Origin of the sequence: Actinomadura sediminis (genome assembly GCF_042675525.1) — a bacterium.
In the GTDB taxonomy this organism is placed as follows: domain Bacteria; phylum Actinomycetota; class Actinomycetes; order Streptosporangiales; family Streptosporangiaceae; genus Spirillospora; species Spirillospora sediminis.
On the sequence record NZ_JBHTJA010000011.1, the window covers coordinates 71,840 to 97,686 of the forward strand.

The following is a 25,847-nucleotide window of genomic DNA, read 5'->3' on the forward strand; positions in this document are numbered from 1 at the left end:
GGGCCGGCCATAGCATGGGCGGCGTGACAAAGCGAGAGTCGACGTCCAACCCGCTGATCCGTGCGCGGGACGCCGTGTGGCGCCCGACGGCGGGTTCGTTCCGGCTGCTCGCGCTGCTCGGCGTCATCGGCAACGTGCTCATCGTCGTCAGCGGCGGCGCCGTCCGCGTCACCGAGTCCGGGCTCGGCTGCCCCGAATGGCCCCGGTGCACCGGCGACAGCCTCGTCCCCACCCCGCATCCCGAGCACGAGACCGTCAACATGGCGATCGAGTTCGGCAACCGGATGATCACGTTCGTGGTGCTGGCGGTCGGGATGCTCGTCTTCGTCGCCGCGCTCCGCCTCGTCCCGCGCCGCAAGGACCTGATCTGGTGGGCGCTCGCCCAGCCGATGAGCGTCGTCGCGCAGGCCGTCATCGGCGGCATCGTCGTGCTGACCGAGCTGCACCCGGCCGCCGTCGGCCTGCACTTCCTCGTCTCCCCGGCGCTGCTCGTGTTCTGCGTGGCGCTGTGGATCCGCGCGGGCGAGGGCGACGCCCCGCCCCGCCCCCTCGCCGCCCCCTGGATCCGCGCCCTCGCCGGGGCCCTGCTCGCCGCCTGCGCCGTCGTCCTCGTCGCCGGCACGGTGGTCACCGGCACCGGGCCGCACGCCGGCGACGCCTCGTCCCGCCGCTACGGCTTCGAGATCACCGACGTCACCCGCGTCCACAGCATCACGGCGTGGATCGTGTGCGGGCTGGTCGTCGTCATGGCCGTCGCGCTGCACCGGACGGACGCTCCCGCCGCGGCCCGCCGCCGCGTGCGCGAACTCCTCGCCCTCGTCGTGGCCCAGGGCGCCCTCGGGTACGTGCAGTACTTCCTCGGCGTCCCCGCCGTCCTGGTCGTCCTGCACATGCTCGGGGCGGTCCTGATGTGGGTGGCGGCCTTCCGGCTGTTCTTCGCCCTCCGCGACCGCGGCCCGCTGCACGCCTCCGCGCCGAGCCGGCCCGAGGCCGAGCTGAGCCCCGTCTGATCCCCGGGCCGGTCTGCGCGCCGGAGCGTTGAACGGGCGCCGACGGCCCCGGGAGCCGCCCTTGACGTTCGGGAGGAAGCATGGCGGGACGGCCGCCACCGTACGAAGACCCGCGCCGGCGGCGCCCCTCCACGCGGCGGAAGGTCCTGGAACTCGTCGTCGGGGGCGGCGCCGCCCTCCTGGTGATCTTGATCGTCGGCTGGGCCTGGATCCTGTTCCGGTCGAACTGATCCGGGTCCGAGGGCTCCCGGCCCCGGCCGGTCAGCCCTTGCGGAGGAACTCGCGCAGGCGGGCGAGGGGCCAGGTGTTGACGACGTCGTCGGGGGTGAGCCAGCCGCGCTGGGCGGTGCCGACGCCGTAGCGGATGTTGCGGTGGTGCCCGACGGAGTGGGCGTCGGTGTCGACGGCGAACTTCACCCCGAGGCGCTTGGCGCGGCGGACCAGGTCGGCGGGGAGGTCGAGGCGGTCGGGGAACGAGTCGATCTCCAGTGCGGTGCCGGTGCGGGCGGCCGCGCGGAACACCTCGTCCCAGTCGGCGTCCACGGGCGGGCGGCGGCCGATGCTGCGCGCGGTCGGGTGCCCGATGACGTGGACGTGCGGGTTCTCGCACGCCCGGACGAGCCGGCGCGTCATCGCGTCCCGGTCCTGCGTGAAGTGCGAGTGGACCGACGCCACGCAGACGTCGAAGCCCGCCAGGAAATCGGCGTCCCAGTCGACGTTCCCGTCCGGGTCGATGTTCAGCTCCGTGCCGTGCAGCAGCGTCAGGTCGGGGAAGGACGCCTGGAGCCCGCGGACCTGCTCGCGCTGGGCGAGCATCTTCTCGTCGGTCATCCGCTGCATGAACAGGTTCGGCGCGTGGTCGGTGATCGCGTAGTACTCCAGGCCGCGGGCCGCCGCGGCACGGACCATGTCCTCCAGCGGCGCGATGCCGTCGGTGAGGTCGGTGTGGCTGTGCAGGTCGCCGCGCAGGTCGCCGACGGTGACGAGCCGGGGGAGTTCGCCCGCGAGGGCCGCCTCGATCTCGCCGGTGTCCTCCCGCAGCGCCGGATGCACCCAGGGCAGGCCGAGGCGTTCGTACACCTCGTCCTCGGTCTCGGAGACGATCAGCTCGCCGGTCTCCGCGTCGAACAGGCCGTACTCCGACAGCTTCAGCCCCGCCTTCACGGCGATCTCGCGGGTGCGGATGTTGTGGGCCTGCGAGCCGGTGAAGTACTGCAGCGCCGCGCCCCACGACTCGGGCGGGACGACCCGCAGATCGACCTGCAGGCCCTTCGCCGTGCGGATCGAGGTCTTCTTGTCGCCGCTCGCGATCACCTCGTGGACGAGCGGCAGCGCGGCGAACGCCGCCATGATCGGGTGCGGGTCGGTGGACGCCACGAGGACGTCCACGTCGCCGATCGTCTCGCGCATCCGGCGCAGCGAACCGGCGTGCTCGCAGCGCTCCACCTGCGGCAGCGCGGAGAGGGCCGCGACGACCTCGTCGGCGACGCCCGCGGCGGCGTCGACGAGGACGCGCTCCCCGGAGCCGCGCATCAGCTCGATGCCGCGCAGGATGTTCTCCTCGGTCTTGGCGCCGAACCCCTTGAGCCCGCGCAGCCGGCCCGCGCCGATGGCGGCCTCGAGCTCCTCCACCGACGACACGCCGAGTTCCTCGTAGAGGGCGAGGGCCTTCTTCGGGCCGAGGGTGGGGATCGCGGTGAGCGCCCGGACCCCCGCGGGGATCTGCGTCCGCAGCTCCTCCACCTGCCGGATCGTCCCGGTGGTGGTGTAGTCGAGGACCTTCTTGGCGATCGCCTCGCCGACCGTGGGGATCGTGCGCAGCCCGGCCAGGTCGAGGCCGGAGATGTCGTCGGGGTGACCGGCGATCGCCCGCGCCGCCTTCTCGTACGCCCTGATCTTGAACGCGTCGCCGCCCGTGATGGACAGCAGGTCCGCCAGTTCCTGGATGAGGGCCGCAGCCTCGTCGTTCGCCCGTGCCATACGGTCGATGTTACGAGGCGGGTACGACGTTTCCGGCGGTCAGCGCAGCGGCGCCACGGGACCGTCCGGGTGCTCCATGCGGCCCGTCACGACCTCGTCGACGATCTCGGCCACCTCGTCCTCGCCGAGCGCCCGGTAGCCGTCGTCGGTGACGACCGCGATCGTCGGGTAGATGCGGCGGGTCCGGTCCGGGCCGCCGGTCGCGGCGTCGTCGTCGGCGGCGTCGTAGAGCGCCTGCACGCAGACGGTCGCGGCGTCCCGCTCGGACAGGTCCGGGCGGTACAGCTTCTTCAGCGCCCCCAGCGCGTACGGGGACCCGGAGCCGTCGGCGTGGTAGTCGCGGGCCTCCTGCGGCGCGCCGGTGATGTCGTAGGTGTAGATGCGCCCGGTGCCGGTGCGCTCCTCGTACCCGGCGAACAGCGGGACGACGGCGAGGCCCTGGAGGGCCTGCGCGAGGTTCGCCTGGATGACGGCGCCGAGGCGCCGGGCCTTGCCCGGCAGCGACAGCGGCGCGCTCTCCATCTTCTCGTAGTGCTCCAGCTCCACCTGGAACAGCCGGACCATCTCCAGCGCCAGCCCGACGGTGCCCGCGAACGCGACGACCGAGTACTCGTCGGCCCGCTGGACCTTGTCGAGCTCGCGGTAGGCGATGCGGTTGCCCTGGGTGGCGCGGCGGTCCCCGGCCATCATGACGCCGCCCGGGAAGGTCAGCGCCAGGACGGTCGTGCCGTGCGGCAGGTCGGGGACGGTGCCGGCGCCCGGCACCCGGTTGACGGGCAGCAGCTCGGGGGAGTGGAGGCGCAGGAAGTCCACGAACGACGCCGATCCCGCCTCGAAGTACTCCGGCGGCATCCCCTGGTCCTCGTTCCGGCCGATCACGCGGACTCCAATCCGGTCGATTGCAGGTGGTCCCGTACCGATCCTTCCACGCCGGGGCGCGCGGTCGCCACCGCACCGCCGCGCGGCGGCTACGCCTCGGGCGCCTCGGGCGGGTCCCGCAGGCTCCGCGTGGCGCCCACGCTCGCCACGACCACGCAGACGACCGCGAGCCACTGGCGTCCGGTGAGGATCTCGCCGAGCAGCGCGACGCCGACGAGCGCGGCGGCGGCCGGCTCCAGGCTCATCAGGACGCCGAAGACCCGGGCGGGCATCCGCCGCAGCGCCTCCAGCTCGAGCGAGTACGGGATCACCGACGACAGCAGCCCGACGCCGAGGCCGATCAGCAGCAGCCGCGGGTCGAGCATCTGGGCGCCGCCCTCGGCGACGCCCAGCGGCAGGACGGCCGCGGTGCCGACGATGCTCGCGACGGCGAGTCCGGACGATCCGGCGAACCGCCTGCCGGTCGCGGCCGTCAGCAGGATGTAGGCGGCCCAGCATCCTGCGGCGACGAGCGCGAACGCGATGCCGACGGGGTCGAGGTCGCCGCCGCCGCGGGCCAGCATGACCACGCCCGCGCCCGCCAGCAGCGCCCACAGCACGTCCCGGGGCCGCCGGGACGCCAGCAGCGCCACGCTCAGCGGCCCGAGGAACTCGATCGTCACCGCGACGCCGAGCGGGATGCGGGCGAACGACTGGTAGATCGAGAAGTTCATCCCGGCGAGCGCGAGCCCGAACCCCGCGGCGACCGCGAGGTCCTGCCGGGTGTGGTCCCGCAGGACGGTCCGCAGCGCCTTGCGGGCCAGGAACGCCAGGACGATCGCGGAGGTCAGCAGCCGCAGCGTCACGACCGCGCTCGGCGGCAGCCGGTCGAACAGGTTCTTGGCCAGGCCCGCCCCGACCTGGACGGAGATGATGCCGAGCAGGATCAGCGCGGGCGGGGGGACGGATCCGAGCGACAGCGGCCTCGTCCGGCCGGGCGCCCGGGACGCGCCGCCGAGAGAGCCGGGCGCGTCAGCCGGTGCCATGCGTCACTTCCGAGATCACTCCCACTTGAAGAACCGGGCGGCGAGGGCGAGCCCGGCGACGGCCCAGACCGCGAGGACGAGCAGCGGGCCGCCGGGGAGCGCGGCGCCGTCCCGCAGGACGTCCCGCAGCCCCTCGGCCAGCGCGGAGATCGGCAGCAGTTCCAGCGCGCTCCGGACCGCGTCGGGGAACTCGCCCAGCGGGAACACCACGCCGCCGACGGCAAGCAGCAGGACGTAGACGAGGTTCGCCGCGGCGAGGGTCGCCTCGGCGCGCAGCGTCCCGGCCATGAGCAGGCCGAATCCGCTGAACGCGGCGGTCCCGAGCAGCAGCAGCGCGAGCACCGAGAACGGGTCGCCGTGCGGCTCCCAGCCGAGGGCGAGCGCGACGGCGCAGATCAGCGCGGCCTGGATCACCTCGACGGCGAGGACGGAGAGGGTCTTGGCGGCGATCAGCCCGGCGCGCGGCAGCGGCGTCGCGCCGAGCCGCTTCAGCACCCCGTAGCGGCGTTCGAAGCCGGTGCCGATCGCCTGGCCGGTGAACGCCGTCGACATCACCGCGAGCGCCAGGACGCCCGGGGCGAGGAAGTCGACGCGGCTCCCCGGGCCGAGGTCGAGCAGCGAGGTGGCGCTGAACAGCACGAGCAGCACCACCGGGATGATCATGGTGAGGAGCAGTTGCTCGCCGTTGCGCAGCATCGCGCGCAGCTCGTACGCCGTCTGCGCCAGGATCATCCGCGGCAGCGGCACCGCGCCCGGCGCGGGCGTGAAGTCCAGTGCGGCGGACGGTTCCGCCCGCGCCTCCTCGACCGTCATGCGCGCAGCTCCCGTCCGGTCAGCTCCAGGAAGACGTCCTCCAGCGTGCGGCGCTCGATCCGCAGGTCCTCGGTCAGCACGCCGTGCGACGCGCACCACGCGGTGACGGTCGCCAGCAGCTCGGGCCGCACGTCCGCCTCGATCAGGTAGTGCCCGGCCGGGGACTCCTTGGCCGCGCACCCGGCGGGCAGCGCCGACAGCAGCTCCTCCAGGCCGAGGCCGGGGCGGGCGCGGAACCGCAGCTGCCGCTCGGCGCCGGTGAGCGTCGCGGGGGCGCCCTCGGCGACGACCCGGCCGTGGTCGACGATCACGACGTGGTCGGCGAGGGTCTCGGCCTCGTCCATGTTGTGCGTGGTGAGCACGATCGACACCCCGGCGGCGCGCAGTTCCCCGATCAGGTCCCAGGTAGCGCGCCGCGCCTGCGGGTCGAGGCCGGTGGTGGGCTCGTCCAGGAAGACCAGCTCGGGACGGCCGACCACCGCGACGGCCAGCGACAGCCGCTGTTGCTGCCCGCCCGACATCCGGCGGAACTGTGTGCGGGCGTGCCCGGTGAGCCCGAGCCGCTCCAGCAGCGCGGCCGGGTCGAGCGGCGCGGCGTGGAAGGACGCGACGAGCCGCAGGAACTCGGCGGCGCGCGCCGTGCCCGGCACGCCGCCGGACTGCGGCATGACCCCGACCCGCGGCTTCAGCGCGCGGGCGTCGGCGGCCGGGTCCAGGCCGAGGACGCGGACCGTTCCCGCGTCGGCCCGCCGGAACCCCTCGCAGATCTCGATCGTGGTGGTCTTCCCGGCGCCGTTGGGGCCGAGCAGCGCGGTGACCTCGCCCCGGGCGGCGCGCAGCGACAGCCCGTCCACGGCCGTCGCCGTCGCGTAGCGCTTCACGAGCGACTCCAGCTCGACGGCGCCGTCTCCCGGGGGTGTCATGCCCACGAGTTTAGGACGGGACGCGGACCGCTCCGCGCCCGGAGGCGGATCGGGGCCGCGGCGCGGGCGGGCAGGTCGGGGCGGGAGGGGCGCGCCCGGCGGGGTTTCGCCGCCGGTGCCCGGGGAATCGCGCGACCGGGGGTGGTGATCATGCGTGTGGTGGTCGCGCTGGGCGGCAACGCGCTCGTCGGCCGCGGCGAGTCGCCCGACGACGGGCCGCAGCGCGCCAACGTGGACCGCGCGGTGCGGGCGCTGGCCCCGCTGGCGCGGCGGCACGAGCTGATCGTCACGCACGGGAACGGCCCGCAGGTGGGCGTGCTGGCGCTGGAGAGCGTCAACGACCCGAACCTGACCCGTCCCTATCCGCTCGACACCGTCGGCGCCGAGACGCAGGGGATGATCGGCTACTGGATCCTGCAGGCGCTGCAGAACGCGCTGCCGGGCCGCCAGGTGATGGCGATGATCACGCAGACGCTCGTGTCGGCCGTCGACCCGGCGTTCGAGAACCCGACCAAGTTCGTCGGGCAGGTGTACGAGCGGGAGGAGGCCGAGAAGCTCGCCGCCGACTACGGCTGGACGATCCGGCCGGACGGCGGGCACTGGCGGCGGGTCGTCCCCTCGCCGCACCCGCAGCGCGTCATCGAGACGCGGCTGATCCGCGAGCTGGTACGGCTCGGGACCGTCGTGGTGTGCGCGGGCGGCGGCGGCATCCCGGTCTTCCGCAACGACGTGGGGCGGCTGGAGGGCCTCGAGGCCGTCATCGACAAGGACCTGACCGCGTCGGTGCTGGCCGAGAGCCTGGACGCGGACGCCCTGCTGATCCTCACGGACGTCCCGCGGGTGATGCGGCGCCACGGCACGCCGGAGCAGGAGGAGATCGCGCACACCACCCCGCACGAGCTGCGCGCCGAGGAGTTCCCCGCCGGGTCGATGGGCCCGAAGGTGGAGGCCGCCTGCCGGTTCGTGGAGCGGACGGGCGACATGGCGGCGATCGGGCTGCTCGACGAGTGCGCGGAGATCCTGGACGGCGCCGCCGGGACGATCGTCACGCCGAACGCCACGTGGCCGCTGGAGAGCACGCTTTGACCGGCCCCTCCGCCCCCTCCGCCTCCGGCGCCGGCGGGTTCGCGCGGAGCCTGCTGCGCACGAAGCCGGTCGGCCGGATCGTCGCCGAGGGCGGGCGCGGCGCGGGCGGGGAGCTGCGGCGGTCGATGGGCCTGCTGCAGCTCACCCTGTTCAGCGTCGGCGCCACCCTCGGCACCGGGATCTTCGTCGTGCTCGGGTCGGCGGTGCCGCTCGCGGGTCCCGCGGTCGTCGCGTCGTTCGTCCTCGCGGCGGTCACCGCGCTGTTCTCGGCGCTGTCGTACGCGGAGCTGGCGGGGACGATCCCGGTCTCGGGCTCGTCCTACTCGTACGCCTACGCGACGATGGGCGAGCTGGTCGCGTGGGTGTGCGGCTGGTGCCTGCTGCTGGAGTACGGGGTGTCGGTGTCGGCGGTCGCGGTCGGCTGGGGCGCCTACTTGAGCGCCTTCTTCGACACCACGCTCGGGTTCGCGATCCCGGCGGAGCTGGCCGACCCGCCGGGCGGCGGCGGGGTCGTGAACGTCCCCGCGGTCGTCGTCGTGGCGCTGGCGATGTTCCTGCTGCTGCGCGGCGCGTCCGAGACCGCCGCCGCCAACACGGTCATGGTGTTCCTCAAGATCGGCGTGCTGCTGTTCTTCTGCGCGGTGGCGTTCACCGCGTTCCGGTCGGGAAACCTCGACGGGTTCGCGCCGATGGGCTGGGCCGGGATCAGCGCGGCGGGGTCCAAGGTGTTCTTCTCCTACATCGGCTTCGACGCCGCCTCCACCGCCGGCGAGGAGGCGAGGAACCCGCGCCGCGACCTCCCGCTGGCGATCGTCCTGTCCCTCGCGATCGTCACCGCCGTGTACGTGCTGGTCGGGCTCGCCGCGGTCGGCGCGATGCACTGGACGCGGTTCGGGGAGGGCGACTCGGAGGCGTCCCTGGCGAACGTGCTCGACGCGGCCACCGGCGCCGCGTGGCCGTCGGCCGTCCTGTCGATCGGCGCCGTGATCGCGATCGCCAGCGTCGTCCTGACGGTCATGTACGGGCAGACCCGGATCCTGTTCGCGATGTCGCGCGACGGGCTCGTCCCGCCCGTGTTCCAGCGGGTGAGCCCCAAGCGGTCGGTGCCGGTCGCCAACACGGTCATCGTCGCGGCGTTCATCGGGCTGCTCGCCGGGTTCGTCCCGCTGGGGCGGCTCGTGGACGCCACCAGCATCGGGACGCTGTTCGCGTTCGCGCTCGTCAACGTCGGCGTGATCGTCCTGCGGCGGACCCGTCCCGACCTGCCGCGCAGCTTCCGGACGCCGCTGTACCCGATCACGCCGCTGCTCGGCGTGGCGTTCTGCGTCTACCTGATGGTGGGGCTCGGCGGGGTGACGTGGGTGGTGTTCCTGCTGTGGGGGCTGGCCGGGCTCCTCGCGTACTTCGCCTACGGGCGCCGCCACTCGCGGCTCCGGGAAGGGCAGGGGGCATGACGTCGCAGGTGCTGGTCGGCTGCTCTCCGGACGACCGCGGCGACGACGCGCTCGTCCTCGCCGCGCTGGTCGCGCGCGCCACGGGCGCGGCGGTGACCGCCGCGAACGTCCATCCGCCGCCGTGGCCCGCCCGCGGCCCCGGTTCCGTGGACGCCGAGTGGCTCGCCTTCCTGCGCGGCCGCGCGGACGAGGCCGTCCGGGCGGCCGCGGCGCGGCTCGCGGAGCTGGGCGTCCCGAAGCGGGACGTCGCGCCGCACGTGCACGCGCACCGGGGGAGCGGCCGGGGGCTCATCGAGGTCGCCGAGGAGACCGGCGCGGGGCTCGTCGTGATCGGCTCGGCGCCGCGCGGGCGGCGCGGCCGGATCGCCGTCGGCAGCACCGCCGACCAGCTCCTGCACGGCTCGCCGGTGCCGGTCCTGCTGGCGCCGCGCGGGTACGGGGCGGAGGCGCCCGTGCGGCTGGAGCGGCTGACCGCGGCGTACTGGCGGCGCGGGGACGCCGACGGGCCGCTCGCGGCGGCCGCCGGGTGGGCCGCGGCCCTGGACGTCCCGATGCGGCTGCTCACGCTGGTGCTGCGGCCGCCCGGGGTCGCCGCGCGGTTCCGCGACTCGGGCGAGGTCCTGGAGCGGCAGCGGGAACGGGCCGAGGAGGACCTCGCCCGCGCCGCCGGGCTCGTCGGCGGCGCGCCGATCGCCACGGAGACGGTGACCGGGGTGGGCGTGGGCAAGGCGCTCGCCGCCGTGGATATGCTGCCGGGCGAGGTCCTGGCCTGCCAGTCCGGGCACCACGGCCCCCTGCGGAAGGTCTTCCTGGGGGAGAGCTCCGGCAAGATCGTTCGCTCCGCGCCCCGCCCGGTGCTGATGCTCCCGCGCGGCGCCTCCCGGGGCTGAGCCGGGAGGCGAACGCCCAGCTTAGGTAAGCCTTGCCTGCGTGAGCCACGACATCGGCAAAGCGGTGTTTCGCGGGAAGGAATTACGGCACACTGATGTTGTGAAAAACGTGAGCGAGGATCGGGCGAACGCGGAAGCCGTGGTGACACGGCCGTCCGGCGTGCCGTCTCCGGCCGGGACCGAGCGCGACACCCGCGCCCGGGTCGCCCGGCTGATCCTCGAGCACGGCCCCGTCACCGCGTCCGCGCTCGGCGAGCGGGTCGGCCTCACGCCGGCCGCCGTCCGCCGGCACCTGGACGCGCTGCTGGCCGAGGGCATGATCGAGGTACGCCGGGCCCGGCCGCAGACGCGGCGCGGCCGCGGGCGTCCCGCCAAGTGGTTCGCCATCACCGACGCGGGACGCAGCGCGTTCGTGCACGCCTACGACGACCTGGCGACGAGCGCGCTGCGCTTCATCGCCGAGACGGCCGGGGCCCACGCGGTCGCCGAGTTCGCCCGGCGGCAGATCGCCGATCTCGAACGGCGCTACCGGCCCGTCGTGCAGGACGCCCCGCCCCACCAGCGGGTCCGCACGCTCGCCGAGGCGCTCTCCGGCGACGGCTACGCGGCGGCCGCCGCGAAGGCCCCGCAGCCGGGCGGCGGCGAGCAGCTGTGCCAGCACCACTGCCCGGTCGCGCACGTGGCGGCGGAGTTCCCGCAGCTGTGCGAGGCCGAGACGGAGGCGTTCAGCCGGCTGCTGGGCACCCCCGTCCAGCGGCTCGCCACGATCGCCCACGGCGACGGCATCTGCACCACCCACGTCAGCTCCCGCTCCCTGTGCGGGGACGGGGCGGACGCCGCCGGGGGACCGGCGGACGGGCCGGGGGACGCGGGTGAGACCCCCGCAAGCACACTGACCAGTGACGAGGAGTCCGGGAGGACGCCCCTATGACTACGGCAGCCCACCCTGAGCTGGAAGGGCTCGACAGGTACAAGTTCGGCTGGGCCGACTCCGACGAGGCCGGAGCCTCGGCCCGCCGCGGCCTGAACGAGGACGTCGTCCGCGACATCTCGGGCAAGAAGGGCGAGCCGGACTGGATGCTCGACCTGCGCCTCAAGGGGCTGCGGCTCTTCGACAAGAAGCCCATGCCGACCTGGGGCTCGGACCTGTCGGACATCGACTTCGACAACATCAAGTACTTCGTCCGGTCGACCGAGCAGCAGGCCGCCTCCTGGGAGGAGCTCCCGGAGGACATCAAGAACACCTACGACAAGCTCGGCATCCCCGAGGCGGAGAAGCAGCGCCTCATCGCCGGTGTCGCCGCCCAGTACGAGTCGGAGGTCGTCTACCACAAGATCCGCGAGGACCTTGAGGAGAAGGGCGTCATCTTCGTCGACACCGACACCGGCCTGCGCGAGCACCCGGAGATCTTCCAGGAGTACTTCGGCTCCGTGATCCCGGTCGGCGACAACAAGTTCGCCGCGCTCAACACCGCCGTGTGGTCGGGCGGCTCGTTCATCTACGTCCCGCCGGGCGTCCACGTCGAGATTCCGCTCCAGGCCTACTTCCGGATCAACACCGAGAACATGGGCCAGTTCGAGCGGACGCTGATCATCGCCGACGAGGGCTCCTACGTCCACTACGTCGAGGGCTGCACCGCGCCGATCTACAAGTCGGACTCCCTGCACTCGGCCGTCGTCGAGATCGTCGTGAAGAAGGACGCGCGCGTCCGCTACACGACCATCCAGAACTGGTCGAACAACGTCTACAACCTGGTGACCAAGCGCGCCGTCGCCTACGAGGGCGCCACCATGGAGTGGGTCGACGGCAACATCGGCTCCAAGGTCACCATGAAGTACCCGGCGGTCTACCTGCTCGGCGAGCACGCCAAGGGCGAGACCCTGTCGATCGCGTTCGCGGGCGAGGACCAGCACCAGGACGCCGGCGCCAAGATGGTGCACGCCGCGCCCAACACCTCCAGCAGCATCGTGTCCAAGTCGGTGGCGCGCGGCGGCGGCCGCACGTCCTACCGGGGCCTGGTGCAGATCCAGGAGGGCGCCGAGCACAGCAAGTCCACCGTCAAGTGCGACGCGCTGCTGGTCGACCAGATCAGCCGGTCCGACACCTACCCCTACGTGGACGTCCGCGAGGACGACGTGGAGATGGGCCACGAGGCCACCGTCTCCAAGGTGTCGGAAGACCAGTTGTTCTACCTGATGAGCCGCGGTCTCACCGAGGACGAGGCCATGGCGATGATCGTGCGCGGGTTCGTCGAGCCCATCGCGCGCGAGCTGCCGATGGAGTACGCCCTCGAGCTGAACCGGCTCATCGAGCTGCAGATGGAAGGAGCCGTCGGCTGATGGGGCTGGACGTGAAGCCTCTCTCGACGCTGCACGAGAAGGCGTCGTACGACCTGGGCGATTTCGAGGTGCCCACCGGCCGCGAGGAGGAGTGGCGGTTCACCCCGCTGCGCCGCCTCCACGGCCTGCACAACGGGACCGCCCAGGACGGCGGCAAGGTCATCGTCGACGTCGAGGCCGCGCCGGAGGTGACCGTCGAGACGGTCGGCCGCGACGACGCCCGCATCGGCAAGGCGTACGTCCCGGCCGACCGGGTCTCCGCCCAGGCGTGGAACTCGTTCGCGCACGCCACGGTCGTCACCGTGCCGAAGGAGGCGGTGGCCTCCGCGCCGACCGTCCTGCGGGTGCGCGGCGAGGACGCCTCGGCCGCCGCCTACGGGCACACCACCGTGATCCTGGAGCCGTTCGCCGAGGCCACCGTCGTGCTCGCGCACCGCGGCTCGGCGACCTACGCCGACAACGTCGAGTTCGTCGTCGGCGACGGCGCCCGCCTCTCGGTGATCAGCCTGCAGGACTGGACCGACGACAGCGTGCACGTCTCGCACCAGCACGCCCGGCTCGGCCGCGACGCCCGGTTCGTCTCCCACAACATCTCGCTGGGCGGCGACCTGGTGCGCATCTCCCCGTCCGTCGCGTACGAGGCGCCCGGCGGCGACGCCGAACTGTACGGCGTGTACTTCGTCGACGGCGGCCAGCACCTGGAGCACCGTCTCCTGGTCGACCACACCGTCCCGCACTGCCGCAGCCGCGTCGACTACCGCGGCGCGCTCCAGGACGCCGACGCGCACGCCGTCTGGATCGGCGACGTCATCATCCGCGCCGAGGCCGAGGGCACCGACACCTACGAGCTGAACCGCAACCTCGTCCTCACCGACGGGACGCGCGTGGACTCGGTGCCGAACCTGGAGATCCTCACCGGCGAGGTCGCCGGCGCGGGGCACGCCTCCGCGTCCGGGCGCCTCGACGACGAGCACCTGTTCTACCTGCAGGCGCGCGGCATCACCTTCGACGAGGCCCGGCGCATGGTCGTGCGCGGCTTCCTCGGCCAGCTCGTCGAGCGCATCGAGGTCGACGAGGTGCGCGACAAGGTCCGGCGGGCCATCGAGGCGGAGCTCGACGTCAGGGACGGAGACCGATGACGTACGTGAAGGTGTGCAAGCTCGCCGAGGTCCCCGAGGACGGGGCGCTCGGCGTGGAGGTCGACGACACGCCCGTCGCGATCGCGCGCAGCGGCGACGAGGTGTTCGCCGTCAACGACATCTGCTCGCACGCCGAGGTCTCCCTCTCCGAGGGCGAGATCTACAACGGCACCATCGAGTGCTGGCTGCACGGGTCCTGCTTCGACCTGCGCACGGGCAAGCCCACCAACCCGCCGGCGACGCAGCCGGTCGCCACCTACAAGGTCAAGGTCGAGGACGGCGACGTCTACGTCTCGCTCGGCTCCGAAGACTAAGGAACGACACACACCATGGCCACGCTTGAGATCCGCGACCTCCACGTCTCCGTCGCCGAAGGCACCGACGGGACCAAGGAGATCCTGCGCGGGGTCGACCTGATCGTGAAGGACGGCGAGACCCACGCGCTGATGGGGCCGAACGGCTCCGGCAAGTCCACCCTCGCCTACGCGGTCGCCGGGCACCCCAAGTACGAGGTGACCGGCGGCACCGTGACGCTCGACGGCGAGGACGTCCTGTCCATGAGCGTCGACGAGCGCGCCCGCGCGGGCCTGTTCCTGGCGATGCAGTACCCGGTCGAGGTGCCGGGCGTGTCGGTCTCGAACTTCCTGCGCTCGGCCGTCACCGCCGTCCGCGGCGAGGCGCCGAAGCTGCGCGAGTTCTCCAAGGAGATGAAGGCGGCGATGGACGGGCTGTCCATCGACCCCGCGTTCGCGCAGCGCTCGCTCAACGAGGGCTTCTCCGGCGGTGAGAAGAAGCGGCACGAGATCCTCCAGCTGGAGATGCTCAAGCCGAAGATCGCCGTGCTCGACGAGACCGACTCCGGCCTCGACGTCGACGCCCTCAAGGTCGTCTCCGAGGGCGTGAACCGGTTCTCGGCCACCCCGGGCACCGGCGTCCTGCTGATCACGCACTACACGCGCATCCTGCGGTACGTGAAGCCGGACTTCGTGCACGTGTTCGCGCAGGGCCGCGTCGTCGCCGAGGGCGGCCCCGAACTCGCCGACCAGCTGGAGAACGAGGGCTACGAGAAGTACGTGAAGGCGGGCGCATCGGCATGACACTGCTGCCCGAGGAGCTGAAGAAGGACTTCCCGCTCCTGCAGCGCACCGTCCGCGGCGGGCGGCCCCTGATCTACCTGGACTCGGGGGCCACCTCGCAGAAGCCGTTCGCGGTGCTGAACGCCGAGCGGGAGTTCTACGAGCGGCACAACGCGGCGCCGCACCGCGGCGCGCACCTGCTCGCCGAGGAGGCCACCGAGGCGTACGAGAAGGCCCGCGCGTCCATCGCCCGGTTCGTCGGCGCGACGCCCGGCGAGATCGTGTTCACCAAGAACGCCACCGAGGGCATCAACCTCGTGGCGTACGCGATGAGCAACGCCGCGACCGCCGGGCCGGACGCCGAGCGTTTCGCGGTGGGCCCCGGAGACGAGGTCGTGGTGTCCGAGATGGAGCACCACGCGAACCTCGTCCCGTGGCAGGAGCTGTGCCGCCGCACCGGCGCGACGCTCCGCTGGTTCGGGATCACCGACGACGGCCGCCTCGACCTGACGGACCTGGACGGGCTGGTCAACGAGCGCACGAAGATCGTCGCGCTGACGCACCAGTCGAACGTCCTCGGCAGCGTCACGCCGGTCGACCGGATCGTGGAGCGTGCCCACGCCGTCGGCGCGCTCGTCCTGCTGGACGCCGCGCAGTCGGTTCCGCACCAGCCGGTGGACGTCCGCACGCTCGGCGCCGACTTCCTCGCCTTCTCCGGGCACAAGATGCTCGGCCCCACCGGCATCGGCGTGCTGTGGGGCCGCCGCGAGCTCCTCGAGGCCATGCCGCCGTTCATCACCGGCGGTTCCATGATCGAGGTCGTGCACATGGAGTCGTCCACGTTCATGCCGCCGCCGCAGCGGTTCGAGGCCGGCGTCCCGATGACCGCGCAGGCCATCGGGCTCGGCGCGGCCTGCGACTACCTCGCCGACATCGGGATGGACCGGGTCCACGCGCACGAGGAGGCCCTCGTCGGCTATGCGCTGGAGCAGCTCTCGGAGATCCCCGGCGTCCGGATCATCGGGCCCGGGACCACCGAGGCGCGCGGCGGGGCCGTGTCGTTCACCGTCGAGGACATCCACCCGCACGACGTCGGGCAGGTCCTGGACGACCTCGGCGTCGAGGTCCGCGTCGGGCACCACTGCGCGTGGCCGATCTGCCGCAGGTTCGGCATCCCCGCGACCACCCGGGCGACGTTCTACCTGTACAACACCCTCGCCGACGTGGACGCGCTCGCCGACGGGGTGCGGCGCGCGCAGAAGTTCTTCGGAACAGCCTGAGGGCCGCCCCGGTTGTAGCCAGAAAGGCTTGGAAAGGACGACATGCAGCTGGAGGCGATGTACCAGGAGGTCATCCTGGACCACTACCGCAATCCCCTGCACAAAGGTTTGCGGGAGCCGTACGAGGGTGAGGCCCACCACGTCAACCCCACGTGCGGCGACGAGGTGACGCTGCGCGTCCACCTGGACGGCGACGGCCGGGACGCCACGGTGGCGGACGTCTCCTACGACGCCATGGGCTGCTCGATCAGCCAGGCCAGCGCCTCGGTGATGTCCGACCTGCTGATCGGCAAATCGGTCAAGCAGGCCATGGAGGTCGGCGACGAGTTCCTGGCGCTGATGCAGTCGCGAGGCCAGGACGTCGAACCGGACGAGGACGTCCTCGAGGACGCCGTCGCCTTCGCCGGGGTGTCGAAGTACCCCGCCCGGATCAAGTGCGCCCTCCTCGCCTGGATGGCGTGGAAGGACGCGACCGCCCGCGCACTGGGAGAGGCATCATGAGCGAGACGACCGAGACCGCCGAGACGACCGAGAACACCGAGGCCGCCGAGGCCGGCACCGCCGCCGTGGCCGGCACCGCCGCCGAGGAGGAGGTGCTCGAGGCCCTCAAGGACGTCGTCGACCCCGAACTCGGCATCAACGTCGTCGACCTGGGCCTGGTGTACGGCGTGAACCTCGACGGCGGCGTCGCCACCCTGGACATGACGCTGACCAGCGCCGCCTGCCCGCTCACCGACGTGATCGAGGACCAGGCGCACAGCGCCCTGGAGGGCCTGGTGCAGGACGTCAAGATCAACTGGGTGTGGCTGCCGCCGTGGGGCCCCGACAAGATCACCGAAGAGGGCCGCGACCAGCTCCGCGCCCTCGGCTTCAACGTCTGACGAGAGCCGCGCCCGAAGGCCGCGCCCCGCTCCGGGGCCGCGGCCTTCGCGCGTTCGCGGGTCCTCCGAAGGATGTACGCGCGGCCCTCACAGGGGCGGACGCGGCGCGGTCCGGGAGGTGCTGAGATAGGGGGCATGAAGTCGTCCGCCCGTCGCCTCACCACACCGCAGGACGCGCTCATCGCCGCGGCCGCGCTGGTCGGCGGCGGACTGATGATCCTCGCGGACGGCTATGTGAAGTGGGCGGACGCGTGGCTGCCCTCCCTGGCCCTGCGGTGCGTGCCGCTGGCGGGCCTGTGCGCCGCGATGCTGCTGCGGCGGACGGCGCCGCTCACGGGACTGGCGGTGGCGACGCCCTTCAACTTCGTCGACGTCGCGATGGGGCCGAGCATCGCCACACTGATGATCTACGGGGACGCGTTGTACGCGGCGAGCCTGTACGGGCGGCGGCGGACGGCCGAGTGGCTCCTCGGGGTGACGATCGCGGCGACCCTGGCCGTCACGGTGGCGGTGGGCCTCCTGCTGGGCGGCGTCTCCGTCGCGGTGCTGCTGGGCGCGGTCGCGGGGATCACCTGGGTCGCGCCGGTGCTCACCGCGATGGCGGTCCGCGAGCACCGCTTCCGGGCGGAGGCGGAGCGGCAGCGCGCCGAGCAGGTCGCGCGGCTCGCCGAGCTGGACCGGCGCGCCGCGGTCGGCGCCGAGCGGGCCCGGATGGCGCGGGAACTGCACGACGTCGTCGCGAACCACCTGAGCGCCGTGGCGCTGCACTCGTCGGCCGTCCTGAAGGTCCGCGACCTGGACCGGGAGACGCTGGAGCGGTCCCTGGAGGTGATCCGCGAGAACAGCGTCCAGGGGCTCGCCGAGATGCGCCGGATGATCGGGCTGCTGCGCGACGGCGACGGCGACGGCGACGCCGGCGGGGCCGATCCGCCCGCGCAGCCGCGGCTGTCGGAGTTGGGGCGGCTGGTGGCGCGCACGTCGCGCGACGACCTGTCGGCCCGGCTGCAGATCGTGGGGCGGCCGCCCGAGCTGCCGGCGGCGGTGGAACTGGCCGCGTACCGGATCGTGCAGGAGGCGCTGACGAACGCGCTCAAGCACGCCGGTCCCGGCCGCGCCGACGTGACGGTCGAGTACGGGCGGCCCGGCCTGACGATCGACGTGCTGAGCCCGCTCGGGGCGGACGGCGCGCGGCTGCCGGGGACCGGCAGCGGACTGATCGGGATGAGGGAGCGCGCGACGCTGCTGGGCGGGCGGTTCGACGCGGGGCCCTGGCCGGGGCCGGACGGCTCCCGCTGGCGGGTGCGCGCCGAGCTGCCCGTGGACCCGGTCGCCGAGAAGGAGACGACCTGATGATCGAGGTGCTGGTGGCCGACGACCAGGCGGCGGTGCGCGCCGGGCTGGTCCTGATCCTGGGCGCCGCGCCGGGCGTGCGGGTCGTCGGCGAGGCCGCCGACGGGGAGCGGGCGGTCGAACTGGCCCGCGAGCTGCGCCCGGACGTGGTGCTGATGGACGTGCGCATGCCGCGGCTGGACGGGATCCGCGCCACCCGGGAGATCGCCGGGTTCACCGACGTGCTCGTGCTCACGACGTTCGACGTGGACGAGTACGTGTTCGGCGCGCTGCGGGCGGGCGCGGCCGGCTTCCTGCTCAAGGACGTCGACGCCGACCGGCTCGTCGACGCGGTGCGCACGGTGGCGGCGGGGGAGGGCGTCATCGCGCCGAAGGTGACCCGGCGGCTGATCGGCGCGTTCGCCGCGCGCCCGGCGGCGCCGGAACCCGTGCCGGGGCTGGCGGAGCTCACGCCCCGCGAGCGGGACGTGTTCCGGTGCCTGGGCGAGGGCATGTCGAACGGGGAGATCGCGGCGCGCCTCGACATGGCCGAGACCACCACGAAGACGCACGTCAGCCGCATCCTGGCGAAACTCGGGCTGCGCAGCCGGGTCCAGGCGGCCATCCTCGCGCAGGAGACCGCCGCCGGCGACCTGGCGGACCCCGGCGGCCACCGGGATCCAGGCTGACCTTTCCGGCCCGCCACCGGGCCGCTCAGCCCCGCGAGCTCACGGAGCCAGGCCGCGGATCAGGTCGGCGACCCGGACGATGCCGAGGCAGCGGCCCACCTCGTCCACCACGACCAGGTCGTCGTAGACCCGCTCGTTCTCCTGGCCCGCCGCGCGCAGCGCCGCCACCGCCGGGACGGTGCGCGGCACCGGGCGCGGCGGGTCGGCGAGCCGCGCGGCGGCCCGCGCGGAGTGCAGCGCGTGCCCGTAGGGGCCCGACAGCCGCAGCAGGAAACGCGTCCGGTCCACGGCGGCGTACGGGCGCTGCCGTTCGTCGACCAGGACGATGCTGGTCACCCCGCTCTCGGCGGTCAGCGCGTCCAGCACCTCCTCGGCGGTCGCCGTGTGCGGCAGCGTGATCGCCGGCAGCGTGAACTCCGACACGCGGGGCCCGAGCGCGGCGTAGGGGAGCTGCGCCGCCGGCTCCTCGCGCGCCGCGACGGGGACGCTCACCGGCATGCCCGGCCGCCACTCCGGCGGGGCCAGCACCGGGCCCTGGGCGAGCCGGGCGCCGAGCCCGCGCAGGTGCAGCACCTGGTCCTGGGTCTCCAGCCCGGGCGCGAGCACGTGGGTCTCCAGCCGGTGCGCCAGGTCCATCAGGCTCGCGGCCAGCGCGGAGCGGCGCGGCTCGCCCGGCGCGCGGCGGGCCAGGTCGGCGTCGAGCTTCAGCAGGTAGGGGGCGACGTCGGCGAGCAGGTCCAGCGGCGCGTGCGCGGCGCCGAGCCCGGCGAGCCCGACGAGGTAGCCGGCGCGGCGCAGCCCGCCGAGCGCGGTCGCCACCGCGGGCCGGATCCCGGGCGGGAACCCGCCGGTCGCGCACAGGATGAACTCGTTGGGGCGGCGGCCGGTCGCGCCCAGGCCGTGGTGCAGCTCGGACAGGACGTACTCGCCGGCGGCGAGGGTCTCGGCGCGCAAACCGATCAGCAGCGGCAGCCGCGTGCCCAGCTCGGCCGCCGCGCCCGCCGCGTCGACCGCGCGGCGCACGTCGTCGGCGGCCGGATCGGCCCGCGTCGCGAGAGCGGGCCGGGCGGCGTACCGGTCCGCGTAGGGATCTTCGGCCGGGTCCGGGAAGGGCCCGGCGGACGGATCCGCGGTCGGGCCCGCGTGCGCCTCCAGGGCCACGACGGTGCCGGCGCCCAGGTCGACGACCGGGGAGAACACGGCACGGGCCGGGAGAAGAACATCAAGGGCTGACACATCCGCATGATGCCGCCTCTAAACGCCCGAAACCTCAGTTGTCAGGAACTGTTAACGCATAATTCGCCAGGTCAGGAGCACCCCCCATGATCATAAATGATGATCAGAGGTCGCGTCCGGCGAACAGGGTCGCCAGCAGGTAGGTGACGCCCGCGAGGGCGGCGAGCCACGCGTACGGGGCGATCTCGGCGCCGCGCAGCGCCTGCACGATGAGCGCCGCGACGATCGCGACCGTCAGCACGTCTCCGGTCACGGCCGCGCCGCGCCGGTGCGCGCGCGTCCGGTGCCCGGTGCCGAAGCCCTCGCCGAGCGCCGGGCCCGCGTCGTGCCGCCGGTGCGCCAGCAGCCCCGCGTACCCGGCGAGCGCGCAGAGCGCGACCAGGCCGGTGGCGGTGCGGCCGTCGGCGGCGAGCACGGCGCCGACCACGACCGCGGCGGCCAGGACCAGGCCGGGGACGGCCCACCGGCTGATGCTGCGGCGTTCGGGAGCGATCCACATGAGGCCATCCTTGCCGATCACCGGGCGGTCCCGCCCGCAACGCGCCGGTCCGCTCGCGGTCGATGCCTGTGGTTGGGCGGCGGCAGGCCGGTATGTTATCGGCCCGTGGCGCAATTTCGATTGAACGGCTCCAAGATGCTGGCCGTCGATCTCGCGGGCGAGTCGATCAGGGCGTTGAACGGCTCCATGGTCGCCTACGAGGGACAGATGGCCTTCAAACGGCAGGGCATGAGCGGGGGCGAGGGCCTGCGGGGCGCGCTGAAGCGCAGGATCGCGGGCGAGAGCATGACCCTCATGGATATCAGCGGCCAGGGCACGGTGTACCTGGCGAGCGAGGCGACCGAGGTCACGCTCGTCCAGCTCGCCGGCGACACCCTCTACGTGGAGTCCGAGAGCCTCCTCGCCCTGGACGGCGGCCTGCAGACCGGCGTGCACTTCGTCGGGCTGCGCGGCATGGGATCCGGGCAGGGCCTGGCGACCACCAAGGTCGACGGGCACGGGACCGCGGCGATCCTGTCGGACGGGCCCGCGATCGCCCTCGAGGTGACGCCGCAGGCGCCGCTGAGCGTCGATCCGCACGCCTACGTGGGGCACATCGGGCGGCTCGAGCAGGATGTCGTCACCGACGTCAACTTCCGGACCGTGCTCGGCCAGGGGTCGGGGGAGAGCGTCCAGTTCCGGTACCAGGGGCACGGCCTGGTCTACGTGCAGCCTGCCGAGCGCGGCGGAATTCTGGAGATCTGATGCCGGGATACCAGTCGATCAACTCCAAGATGCTCCAGGTGCGGGTCGGGCCGGGACACGAGGTCTACAGCAGGCGCGGCGCGATGCTCGGCTACACCGGCCCGGTGTCGTTCGCGCCGTCCGCCACCGCCGGGCAGGGCCTCGGCCAGACGCTCGGACGCGCCGTCGCGGGCGAGCGCACGTCGATGATGCACGTCACCGGGCAGGGCCAGGTGATGTTCGGGTACGCGGGCATGGAGGTCACCACGGTCGAGCTCGACGGCTCCGACACGCTGTACGTCGAGGCCGACCGCCTCCTCGTGCACGACGCGAGCCTGCAGGTCGGGACGATGTTCATGGGCGAGCAGGGCGGCGTCCGCGGCGTCATCCGCGGCGCCGTGACCGGGCAGGGCCTGTTCACCACCACCCTCACCGGGCAGGGGTCCTGCGCGCTGCTGTCGCACGGCGGCGTGATGGAGATGCCGATCACCCCGCAGCGTCCCGTCCACGTGGACCCGCAGGCGTACGTCGGGCACCGCGGCCAGGTGCAGAACAAGCTGAGCACCGCCGTCGGGCTCCGCGACCTGGTGGGCCGCGGCTCCGGCGAGGCGTTCCAGCTCGAGCTCAGCGGCACCGGCGTCGTCTACGTCCAGGCCAGCGAGAGGAAGATCTGACCGTGACCAGCTACGGCACGCAGACCTGGAACGCCGGGACGCTCCCGGCCAACGACAACGTCAACCCCTACGCCTTCAGCGTGGACCTCAACGGGCAGTGGTTCGCGCAGAAGGGCAAGATGATCGCCTACTACGGGCAGATCAGGTTCGAGGCGCTGTCGGCCGGCCCCCTCGACGCCCTCGTCGCGCACACGTTCAACTCCCCGCTGTACGCGCAGGACTGGATCGTCGCGCAGGGCCAGGGCAGGCTGCTGCTCGCCGACCGGGGCTTCGACGTCAACTCCTTCGACCTCGACGACGGCAACCTCACGGTCCGCGCCGGCAACCTGCTGGCGTTCGAACCGGGCCTGGAGCTGAAGCAGTCGATCATCCCGGGCTTCCTCACGCTGATCGGCACCGGCCGGTTCGTGGCCGCGTCGAACGGGCCCGTCCACTTCGTCGAGCCGCCCGTCCGGGTCGACCCGCAGGCGCTGCTCGGCTGGGCCGACTGCCCGTCCCCCTGCCACCACTACGACCATTCGTACATGCGGGGGGTGCTCGGTGCCGCGCGCGCCGCGTTCGGCATCGGCGGCGCGTCCGGCGAGGAGCACCAGTTCGACTTCACCGGCCAGGGCACCGTCCTGATGCAGTCGTCCGAGGTCGTGATGAACGAGGACGTCCTGCTGCGCGACCTCGAGGGGCAGATCGGCATGGTCGGCACGTCCGGGCTGCAGCGCCTGCAGCACACGATCAACCAGCGCCTCGCGGCCGAACGCCACGACTGACCGCCGGCCGGTGCCGGACGGGCGCGCGTCCGGCACCGGCGGCGGGTTCAGCCCTCCGCTTCGGGCGCGGGCTTCATCACCTGGAACCGGGCGCCGAAGGGGTCGCGGACGGACGCGAACCGCCCGTACGGCGAGTCGACCGGTTCCTGGTCGACGGTGCCGCCGCCCTCGCGCACCAGCCGGACGGCCGCGTCGGCGTCCGCGACGGCGAAGCACGACTGCCAGGACGCGCCGCTCGCGCCCGGCTCGCCCATCACGCCGCCGATGTACCGGCCGTCGGGGCGCTTGAGGACCGTGTAGTCCATGCCGCCGGCCTGCTCCTCCGGCATGGCCTCGCCCTCGTGCCCGAACACGGCGGCGTAGAAGTCGAGCGCGGCCTTCGGGTCCGGGGTGACGACCTCGTTCCAGACGAGCGCGCCCGGCTCGTTCACGTAGGCGCAGCCGGTGTGCGCGCGGCCCTGCCACAGGCCGAACTGGGCGCCCTGCGGGTCGCGGACGATGGCCATCCGGCCGAGGTCCATCACGTCCATCGCGGGCTCCACCACCTCCCCGCCCGCGGCGGTGACCCGCTCGAGGGTCCCGTCGCAGTCGTCGGTCGCGAAGTAGACGTCCCACCAGAAGTCGGCGGCGTCCTCGTCCGGGTTCTTCATGATCGCGGCGACGGACTCGCCGCGCAGCAGGCACAGGTTGTAGTGGCCGGTCTCCGCGCCGGTGTCCTGGAACTCCCACCCGAAGATCGGGCCGTAGAACGCCTTGGCCCGCTCGACGTCCGGGACCCCGAGGTCGATCCAGTTCGGCGTCCCCTCGGGCGCGTTGCTCGTGACGTGTGTCATGCAGACTCGCTCCTTGGTCATGGGCCGTCCCCGGCCCGGCGTCCCCGTCGCACGCGCTGACCCCTGCATCCTCCCCATACCCCGGCCGCGTTCGCGCGCGTGTTCGAAAAAAGGACGGAAAAAGCATGGGGCGGGCGCCGGACGCGGTCACGTACACTGGAGCGATGGTTTCGCTCCCGAACTGACAGGCCGTTCTGGCGCGCCCCGGTCACCGGACCGTGCGGCGCGCCGTTTCGTGCGCCTGCCCGTCGAACCGTCCCGTCCAGGGGAGCCCTGTCACTGTGATCATCGCGAAAGACATCGAGCTGCGCGCCGGGTCCCGGCTGCTGATCGAGTCCGCCTCGTTCCGGGTCAATCCCGGCGACCGGGTCGGGTTCGTCGGGCGCAACGGCGCCGGGAAGACGACCCTCACCAAGGTGCTGGCGGGGGAGGCGCTGCCCGCGCAGGGCGCCGTCACCTCGTCGGGCACCATCGGCTACCTCCCGCAGGACCCGCGCGGCGTCGATCTCGACGAGCTGGCCCGCGACCGCATCCTGTCGGCGCGCGGCCTGGACGAGATCGTCCGTGACCTGCGGGCCGCCGAGGAGGCCATGGCGACCGCCACCGGGAGCGCGCGGGACAAGGCGGTGCGCCGCTACGGGCGGCTGGAGGAGCGCCTGCACGTGCTCGGCGGCTACTCCGCCGAGTCCGAGGCGGCCTCGATCGCCTCCAGCCTCGGCCTGCCGGACCGGGTGCTGGGGCAGCCCCTCGGGACGCTGTCGGGCGGGCAGCGGCGGCGGGTGGAGCTGGCCCGGATCCTGTTCTCCGACGCCGACACGCTCCTGCTGGACGAGCCCACCAACCACCTGGACGCCGACTCGATCGTCTGGCTGCGCGACTTCCTGAAGTCCCACCAGGGCGGCCTCGTGGTCATCAGCCACGACGTCGAACTGCTGGACGCCGTCGTGAACCGGGTGTTCCACCTGGACGCCAACCGCAGCGTCATCGACATCTACAACGTCGGCTGGAAGAAGTACCTCGACCAGCGGGAGACCGACGAGCGCCGCCGCAAGCGCGAGACGGCCAACGCGCAGCGGCAGGCGTCCGCGCTGCTGTCGCAGGCAGACAAGATGCGCGCGAAGGCGACCAAGGCCAAGGCGGCCCAGCAGATGGACCGCCGTGCCCGGCAGCTGCTGGCGGGCGTCGAGGGGGAGCGGCAGGCCGACAAGGTGGCCAAGATCCGGTTCCCGGATCCGGCGCCGTGCGGCAAAACCCCCCTCACCGCGACGGGTTTGTCGAAATCGTACGGATCTTTGGAGATTTTCACCGACGTCGACCTGGCGATCGACAAGGGCAGCCGCGTGGTCGTCCTCGGCCTGAACGGCGCGGGCAAGACGACGCTGCTGCGCCTGCTCGCGGGGGTGGACGAGCCCGACACCGGCGTCGTCGAGGCCGGCCACGGGCTGCGGCTCGGCTACTACGCCCAGGAGCACGAGACGCTGGACGTCGACCGCTCGGTGCTGGAGAACATGCAGTCGGCCGCGCCCGGCATGGCGCCCGTCGAGGTCCGCAAGATCCTGGGCTCGTTCCTGTTCTCCGGCGACGACGTCGACAAGCCCGCGGGCGTCCTGTCCGGCGGCGAGAAGACCCGGCTGGCGCTGGCGATGCTCGTGGTCTCCAGCGCCAACGTCCTGCTCCTCGACGAGCCCACCAACAACCTCGACCCGGCCAGCCGGGAGGAGATCCTCGCGGCGCTGCGGACCTTCGCCGGAGCCATCGTCCTGGTCACCCACGACGAGGGGGCCGTGGACGCGCTCGCTCCGGAAAGAGTGATCTTGCTTCCGGATGGTGTGGAGGACATCTGGAGTGACGAGTTTGCCGATCTGGTGACGCTCGCGTGACCTGCGCGGCATCTTCCGCAGATCTTTTCTCGCCGAGTGGGTAGCCGAACGGCCGGGAATGACTGATCATGGCGGGGGATAACGCAGCGGTCACCACATCACTACGGGAGGTACTCGTGGCCGAGACCCTGAAGAAGGGCACCCGCGTGACCGGTGCCGAGCGCGACAAGCTGGCGACGGACCTGAAGAAGAGGTACGAATCCGGCGAGAGCATCCGCGCCCTGGCAGCCGCCACCGGCCGCTCGTACGGCTTCATCCACCGGATTCTGACCGAGTCCGGCGTCAACCTTCGCGGTCGCGGCGGCGCGACCCGGGGCAAGAAGTCCTGACCGGACGCCGACCCCCGGAGCAGCGCCCCACCTGACCCGTTGCGGCCGTCTCGACGCGATCGGCGCCGGACGGGGGCAACGGGTCAGGCCCGGCCGCGACGGGGATCGTCCCCCT

28 protein-coding genes are annotated in these 25,847 nt (G+C 73.0%); 20 read left to right on the top strand and 8 right to left on the bottom strand.

Annotation, left to right across the window (positions count from 1 at the left end; genetic code table 11):
* Positions 1-23 precede the first annotated feature (23 nt).
* Both ACFQ11_RS08875 and ACFQ11_RS08880 read left to right on the top strand, forming a co-directional pair.
* Complete coding sequence (locus ACFQ11_RS08875; protein ID WP_378297503.1) at positions 24-1,010, top strand: COX15/CtaA family protein; 987 nt, start codon at positions 24-26, stop codon at positions 1,008-1,010.
* 80 nt (positions 1,011-1,090) lie between these two features.
* Positions 1,091-1,240 carry a hypothetical protein gene (locus ACFQ11_RS08880; protein WP_378297504.1) on the top strand — a complete coding sequence of 50 codons (150 nt, stop codon included), beginning with the start codon at positions 1,091-1,093 and terminating at the stop codon, positions 1,238-1,240.
* Between the two features lie 31 nt (positions 1,241-1,271).
* Here the strand turns inward: ACFQ11_RS08880 and polX are convergent, their stop codons facing one another.
* From polX to ACFQ11_RS08905, 5 genes are all read right to left on the bottom strand, one after another.
* Positions 1,272-2,990, bottom strand: coding sequence for a DNA polymerase/3'-5' exonuclease PolX (polX, locus tag ACFQ11_RS08885; RefSeq protein WP_378297505.1), 1,719 nt, complete (start codon positions 2,988-2,990; stop codon positions 1,272-1,274).
* A gap of 39 nt (positions 2,991-3,029) precedes the next feature.
* Complete coding sequence (gene prcB / locus ACFQ11_RS08890) at positions 3,030-3,842, bottom strand: proteasome subunit beta (protein ID WP_378297548.1); 813 nt, start codon at positions 3,840-3,842, stop codon at positions 3,030-3,032.
* A gap of 116 nt (positions 3,843-3,958) precedes the next feature.
* Complete coding sequence (locus ACFQ11_RS08895; RefSeq protein WP_378297506.1) at positions 3,959-4,894, bottom strand: EamA family transporter; 936 nt, start codon at positions 4,892-4,894, stop codon at positions 3,959-3,961.
* A gap of 15 nt (positions 4,895-4,909) precedes the next feature.
* Positions 4,910-5,707 carry an ABC transporter permease gene (locus ACFQ11_RS08900; protein WP_378297507.1) on the bottom strand — a complete coding sequence of 266 codons (798 nt, stop codon included), beginning with the start codon at positions 5,705-5,707 and terminating at the stop codon, positions 4,910-4,912.
* Positions 5,704-6,630, bottom strand: coding sequence for an ABC transporter ATP-binding protein (locus ACFQ11_RS08905; protein WP_378297508.1), 927 nt, complete (start codon positions 6,628-6,630; stop codon positions 5,704-5,706). Before ACFQ11_RS08905 ends, ACFQ11_RS08900 begins: the two co-directional genes overlap by 4 nt.
* A gap of 150 nt (positions 6,631-6,780) precedes the next feature.
* Between ACFQ11_RS08905 and arcC the strand changes: the two genes are divergently transcribed.
* The 13 genes from arcC to ACFQ11_RS08970 all read left to right on the top strand — a co-directional run bounded on the left by arcC (position 6,781) and on the right by ACFQ11_RS08970 (position 18,794).
* On the top strand, positions 6,781-7,716 hold the full coding sequence (gene arcC / locus ACFQ11_RS08910) for a carbamate kinase (protein WP_378297509.1): 936 nt from the start codon (positions 6,781-6,783) through the stop codon (positions 7,714-7,716).
* A complete protein-coding gene (locus ACFQ11_RS08915) occupies positions 7,713-9,170 on the top strand; it encodes an amino acid permease (protein ID WP_378297510.1) in 1,458 nt (485 codons plus the stop codon). Before arcC ends, ACFQ11_RS08915 begins: the two co-directional genes overlap by 4 nt.
* Entirely contained in the window at positions 9,167-10,060 is an 894-nt protein-coding gene (locus ACFQ11_RS08920) for a universal stress protein (RefSeq protein WP_378297511.1), read from the top strand. The genes ACFQ11_RS08915 and ACFQ11_RS08920 overlap by 4 nt, the downstream gene beginning before the upstream one ends.
* Positions 10,061-10,169: 109 nt before the next feature.
* Positions 10,170-10,991, top strand: coding sequence for a helix-turn-helix transcriptional regulator (locus ACFQ11_RS08925; protein WP_378297512.1), 822 nt, complete (start codon positions 10,170-10,172; stop codon positions 10,989-10,991).
* On the top strand, positions 10,988-12,400 hold the full coding sequence (sufB, locus tag ACFQ11_RS08930) for a Fe-S cluster assembly protein SufB (protein ID WP_378297513.1): 1,413 nt from the start codon (positions 10,988-10,990) through the stop codon (positions 12,398-12,400). Before ACFQ11_RS08925 ends, sufB begins: the two co-directional genes overlap by 4 nt.
* Positions 12,400-13,539 carry a Fe-S cluster assembly protein SufD gene (gene sufD, locus ACFQ11_RS08935; RefSeq protein ID WP_378297514.1) on the top strand — a complete coding sequence of 380 codons (1,140 nt, stop codon included), beginning with the start codon at positions 12,400-12,402 and terminating at the stop codon, positions 13,537-13,539. The genes sufB and sufD overlap by 1 nt, the downstream gene beginning before the upstream one ends.
* The gene (locus ACFQ11_RS08940; protein ID WP_378297515.1) at positions 13,536-13,853 is read left to right on the top strand and encodes a bifunctional 3-phenylpropionate/cinnamic acid dioxygenase ferredoxin subunit; all 318 of its coding nucleotides are present in this window, start codon (positions 13,536-13,538) and stop codon (positions 13,851-13,853) included. The genes sufD and ACFQ11_RS08940 overlap by 4 nt, the downstream gene beginning before the upstream one ends.
* 15 nt (positions 13,854-13,868) lie before the next feature.
* The gene (gene sufC / locus ACFQ11_RS08945; RefSeq protein WP_378297516.1) at positions 13,869-14,636 is read left to right on the top strand and encodes a Fe-S cluster assembly ATPase SufC; all 768 of its coding nucleotides are present in this window, start codon (positions 13,869-13,871) and stop codon (positions 14,634-14,636) included.
* Positions 14,633-15,895 (top strand): cysteine desulfurase, encoded by a 1,263-nt coding sequence (locus tag ACFQ11_RS08950; protein ID WP_378297517.1) that lies wholly within the window; start codon positions 14,633-14,635, stop codon positions 15,893-15,895. The genes sufC and ACFQ11_RS08950 overlap by 4 nt, the downstream gene beginning before the upstream one ends.
* 42 nt (positions 15,896-15,937) lie before the next feature.
* Positions 15,938-16,396: a Fe-S cluster assembly sulfur transfer protein SufU gene (sufU, locus tag ACFQ11_RS08955; protein ID WP_378297518.1), complete on the top strand. Its 459-nt coding sequence runs from the start codon at positions 15,938-15,940 to the stop codon at positions 16,394-16,396.
* Positions 16,393-16,776 carry a metal-sulfur cluster assembly factor gene (locus tag ACFQ11_RS08960; protein WP_378297519.1) on the top strand — a complete coding sequence of 128 codons (384 nt, stop codon included), beginning with the start codon at positions 16,393-16,395 and terminating at the stop codon, positions 16,774-16,776. The genes sufU and ACFQ11_RS08960 overlap by 4 nt, the downstream gene beginning before the upstream one ends.
* A gap of 135 nt (positions 16,777-16,911) precedes the next feature.
* Positions 16,912-18,126, top strand: coding sequence for a sensor histidine kinase (locus tag ACFQ11_RS08965; protein ID WP_378297520.1), 1,215 nt, complete (start codon positions 16,912-16,914; stop codon positions 18,124-18,126).
* Complete coding sequence (locus ACFQ11_RS08970; protein ID WP_378297521.1) at positions 18,126-18,794, top strand: response regulator; 669 nt, start codon at positions 18,126-18,128, stop codon at positions 18,792-18,794. Before ACFQ11_RS08965 ends, ACFQ11_RS08970 begins: the two co-directional genes overlap by 1 nt.
* A 39-nt stretch (positions 18,795-18,833) precedes the next feature.
* Here the strand turns inward: ACFQ11_RS08970 and ACFQ11_RS08975 are convergent, their stop codons facing one another.
* Both ACFQ11_RS08975 and ACFQ11_RS08980 read right to left on the bottom strand, forming a co-directional pair.
* Entirely contained in the window at positions 18,834-20,030 is a 1,197-nt protein-coding gene (locus ACFQ11_RS08975) for an EAL domain-containing protein (RefSeq protein WP_378297522.1), read from the bottom strand.
* A gap of 103 nt (positions 20,031-20,133) precedes the next feature.
* On the bottom strand, positions 20,134-20,529 hold the full coding sequence (locus tag ACFQ11_RS08980) for an ABC transporter permease (protein ID WP_378297523.1): 396 nt from the start codon (positions 20,527-20,529) through the stop codon (positions 20,134-20,136).
* Between the two features lie 105 nt (positions 20,530-20,634).
* Here ACFQ11_RS08980 and ACFQ11_RS08985 point away from each other — a divergent pair, with 105 nt between their 5' ends.
* The 3 genes from ACFQ11_RS08985 to ACFQ11_RS08995 are packed head-to-tail and all read left to right on the top strand — an operon-like array spanning position 20,635 to position 22,690.
* The gene (locus ACFQ11_RS08985; protein ID WP_378297524.1) at positions 20,635-21,273 is read left to right on the top strand and encodes an AIM24 family protein; all 639 of its coding nucleotides are present in this window, start codon (positions 20,635-20,637) and stop codon (positions 21,271-21,273) included.
* Complete coding sequence (locus ACFQ11_RS08990; protein WP_378297525.1) at positions 21,273-21,926, top strand: AIM24 family protein; 654 nt, start codon at positions 21,273-21,275, stop codon at positions 21,924-21,926. Before ACFQ11_RS08985 ends, ACFQ11_RS08990 begins: the two co-directional genes overlap by 1 nt.
* A gap of 2 nt (positions 21,927-21,928) precedes the next feature.
* A complete protein-coding gene (locus tag ACFQ11_RS08995) occupies positions 21,929-22,690 on the top strand; it encodes an AIM24 family protein (RefSeq protein WP_378297526.1) in 762 nt (253 codons plus the stop codon).
* Between the two features lie 47 nt (positions 22,691-22,737).
* Here the strand turns inward: ACFQ11_RS08995 and ACFQ11_RS09000 are convergent, their stop codons facing one another.
* Positions 22,738-23,523 carry a VOC family protein gene (locus ACFQ11_RS09000; protein ID WP_378297527.1) on the bottom strand — a complete coding sequence of 262 codons (786 nt, stop codon included), beginning with the start codon at positions 23,521-23,523 and terminating at the stop codon, positions 22,738-22,740.
* 281 nt (positions 23,524-23,804) lie between these two features.
* Here ACFQ11_RS09000 and ACFQ11_RS09005 point away from each other — a divergent pair, with 281 nt between their 5' ends.
* Both ACFQ11_RS09005 and ACFQ11_RS09010 read left to right on the top strand, forming a co-directional pair.
* The gene (locus tag ACFQ11_RS09005) at positions 23,805-25,403 is read left to right on the top strand and encodes an ABC-F family ATP-binding cassette domain-containing protein (RefSeq protein ID WP_378297528.1); all 1,599 of its coding nucleotides are present in this window, start codon (positions 23,805-23,807) and stop codon (positions 25,401-25,403) included.
* 116 nt (positions 25,404-25,519) lie between these two features.
* Complete coding sequence (locus ACFQ11_RS09010; RefSeq protein ID WP_026406019.1) at positions 25,520-25,732, top strand: helix-turn-helix domain-containing protein; 213 nt, start codon at positions 25,520-25,522, stop codon at positions 25,730-25,732.
* Positions 25,733-25,847 lie beyond the last annotated feature (115 nt).

Excerpts from the sequence above, each read along its gene's own strand:
- ACFQ11_RS08990 (WP_378297525.1), top strand. The coding sequence starts at position 21,273 with ATGCCGGGATACCAGTCGATCAACTCCAAGATGCTCCAGGTGCGGGTC.
- ACFQ11_RS08940 (WP_378297515.1), top strand. The coding sequence starts at position 13,536 with ATGACGTACGTGAAGGTGTGCAAGCTCGCCGAGGTCCCCGAGGACGGG.
- arcC (WP_378297509.1), top strand. The coding sequence starts at position 6,781 with ATGCGTGTGGTGGTCGCGCTGGGCGGCAACGCGCTCGTCGGCCGCGGC.
- ACFQ11_RS09000 (WP_378297527.1), bottom strand. The coding sequence starts at position 23,523 with ATGACACACGTCACGAGCAACGCGCCCGAGGGGACGCCGAACTGGATC.
- sufC (WP_378297516.1), top strand. The coding sequence starts at position 13,869 with ATGGCCACGCTTGAGATCCGCGACCTCCACGTCTCCGTCGCCGAAGGC.
- sufD (WP_378297514.1), top strand. The coding sequence starts at position 12,400 with ATGGGGCTGGACGTGAAGCCTCTCTCGACGCTGCACGAGAAGGCGTCG.
- ACFQ11_RS08880 (WP_378297504.1), top strand. The coding sequence starts at position 1,091 with ATGGCGGGACGGCCGCCACCGTACGAAGACCCGCGCCGGCGGCGCCCC.
- ACFQ11_RS08905 (WP_378297508.1), bottom strand. The coding sequence starts at position 6,630 with ATGACACCCCCGGGAGACGGCGCCGTCGAGCTGGAGTCGCTCGTGAAG.
- ACFQ11_RS08950 (WP_378297517.1), top strand. The coding sequence starts at position 14,633 with ATGACACTGCTGCCCGAGGAGCTGAAGAAGGACTTCCCGCTCCTGCAG.
- prcB (WP_378297548.1), bottom strand. The coding sequence starts at position 3,842 with ATGCCGCCGGAGTACTTCGAGGCGGGATCGGCGTCGTTCGTGGACTTC.
- sufU (WP_378297518.1), top strand. The coding sequence starts at position 15,938 with ATGCAGCTGGAGGCGATGTACCAGGAGGTCATCCTGGACCACTACCGC.
- ACFQ11_RS08980 (WP_378297523.1), bottom strand. The coding sequence starts at position 20,529 with ATGTGGATCGCTCCCGAACGCCGCAGCATCAGCCGGTGGGCCGTCCCC.
- sufB (WP_378297513.1), top strand. The coding sequence starts at position 10,988 with ATGACTACGGCAGCCCACCCTGAGCTGGAAGGGCTCGACAGGTACAAG.
- polX (WP_378297505.1), bottom strand. The coding sequence starts at position 2,990 with ATGGCACGGGCGAACGACGAGGCTGCGGCCCTCATCCAGGAACTGGCG.
- ACFQ11_RS08895 (WP_378297506.1), bottom strand. The coding sequence starts at position 4,894 with ATGGCACCGGCTGACGCGCCCGGCTCTCTCGGCGGCGCGTCCCGGGCG.
- ACFQ11_RS08900 (WP_378297507.1), bottom strand. The coding sequence starts at position 5,707 with ATGACGGTCGAGGAGGCGCGGGCGGAACCGTCCGCCGCACTGGACTTC.
- ACFQ11_RS08965 (WP_378297520.1), top strand. The coding sequence starts at position 16,912 with ATGAAGTCGTCCGCCCGTCGCCTCACCACACCGCAGGACGCGCTCATC.
- ACFQ11_RS08920 (WP_378297511.1), top strand. The coding sequence starts at position 9,167 with ATGACGTCGCAGGTGCTGGTCGGCTGCTCTCCGGACGACCGCGGCGAC.
- ACFQ11_RS08970 (WP_378297521.1), top strand. The coding sequence starts at position 18,126 with ATGATCGAGGTGCTGGTGGCCGACGACCAGGCGGCGGTGCGCGCCGGG.
- ACFQ11_RS08960 (WP_378297519.1), top strand. The coding sequence starts at position 16,393 with ATGAGCGAGACGACCGAGACCGCCGAGACGACCGAGAACACCGAGGCC.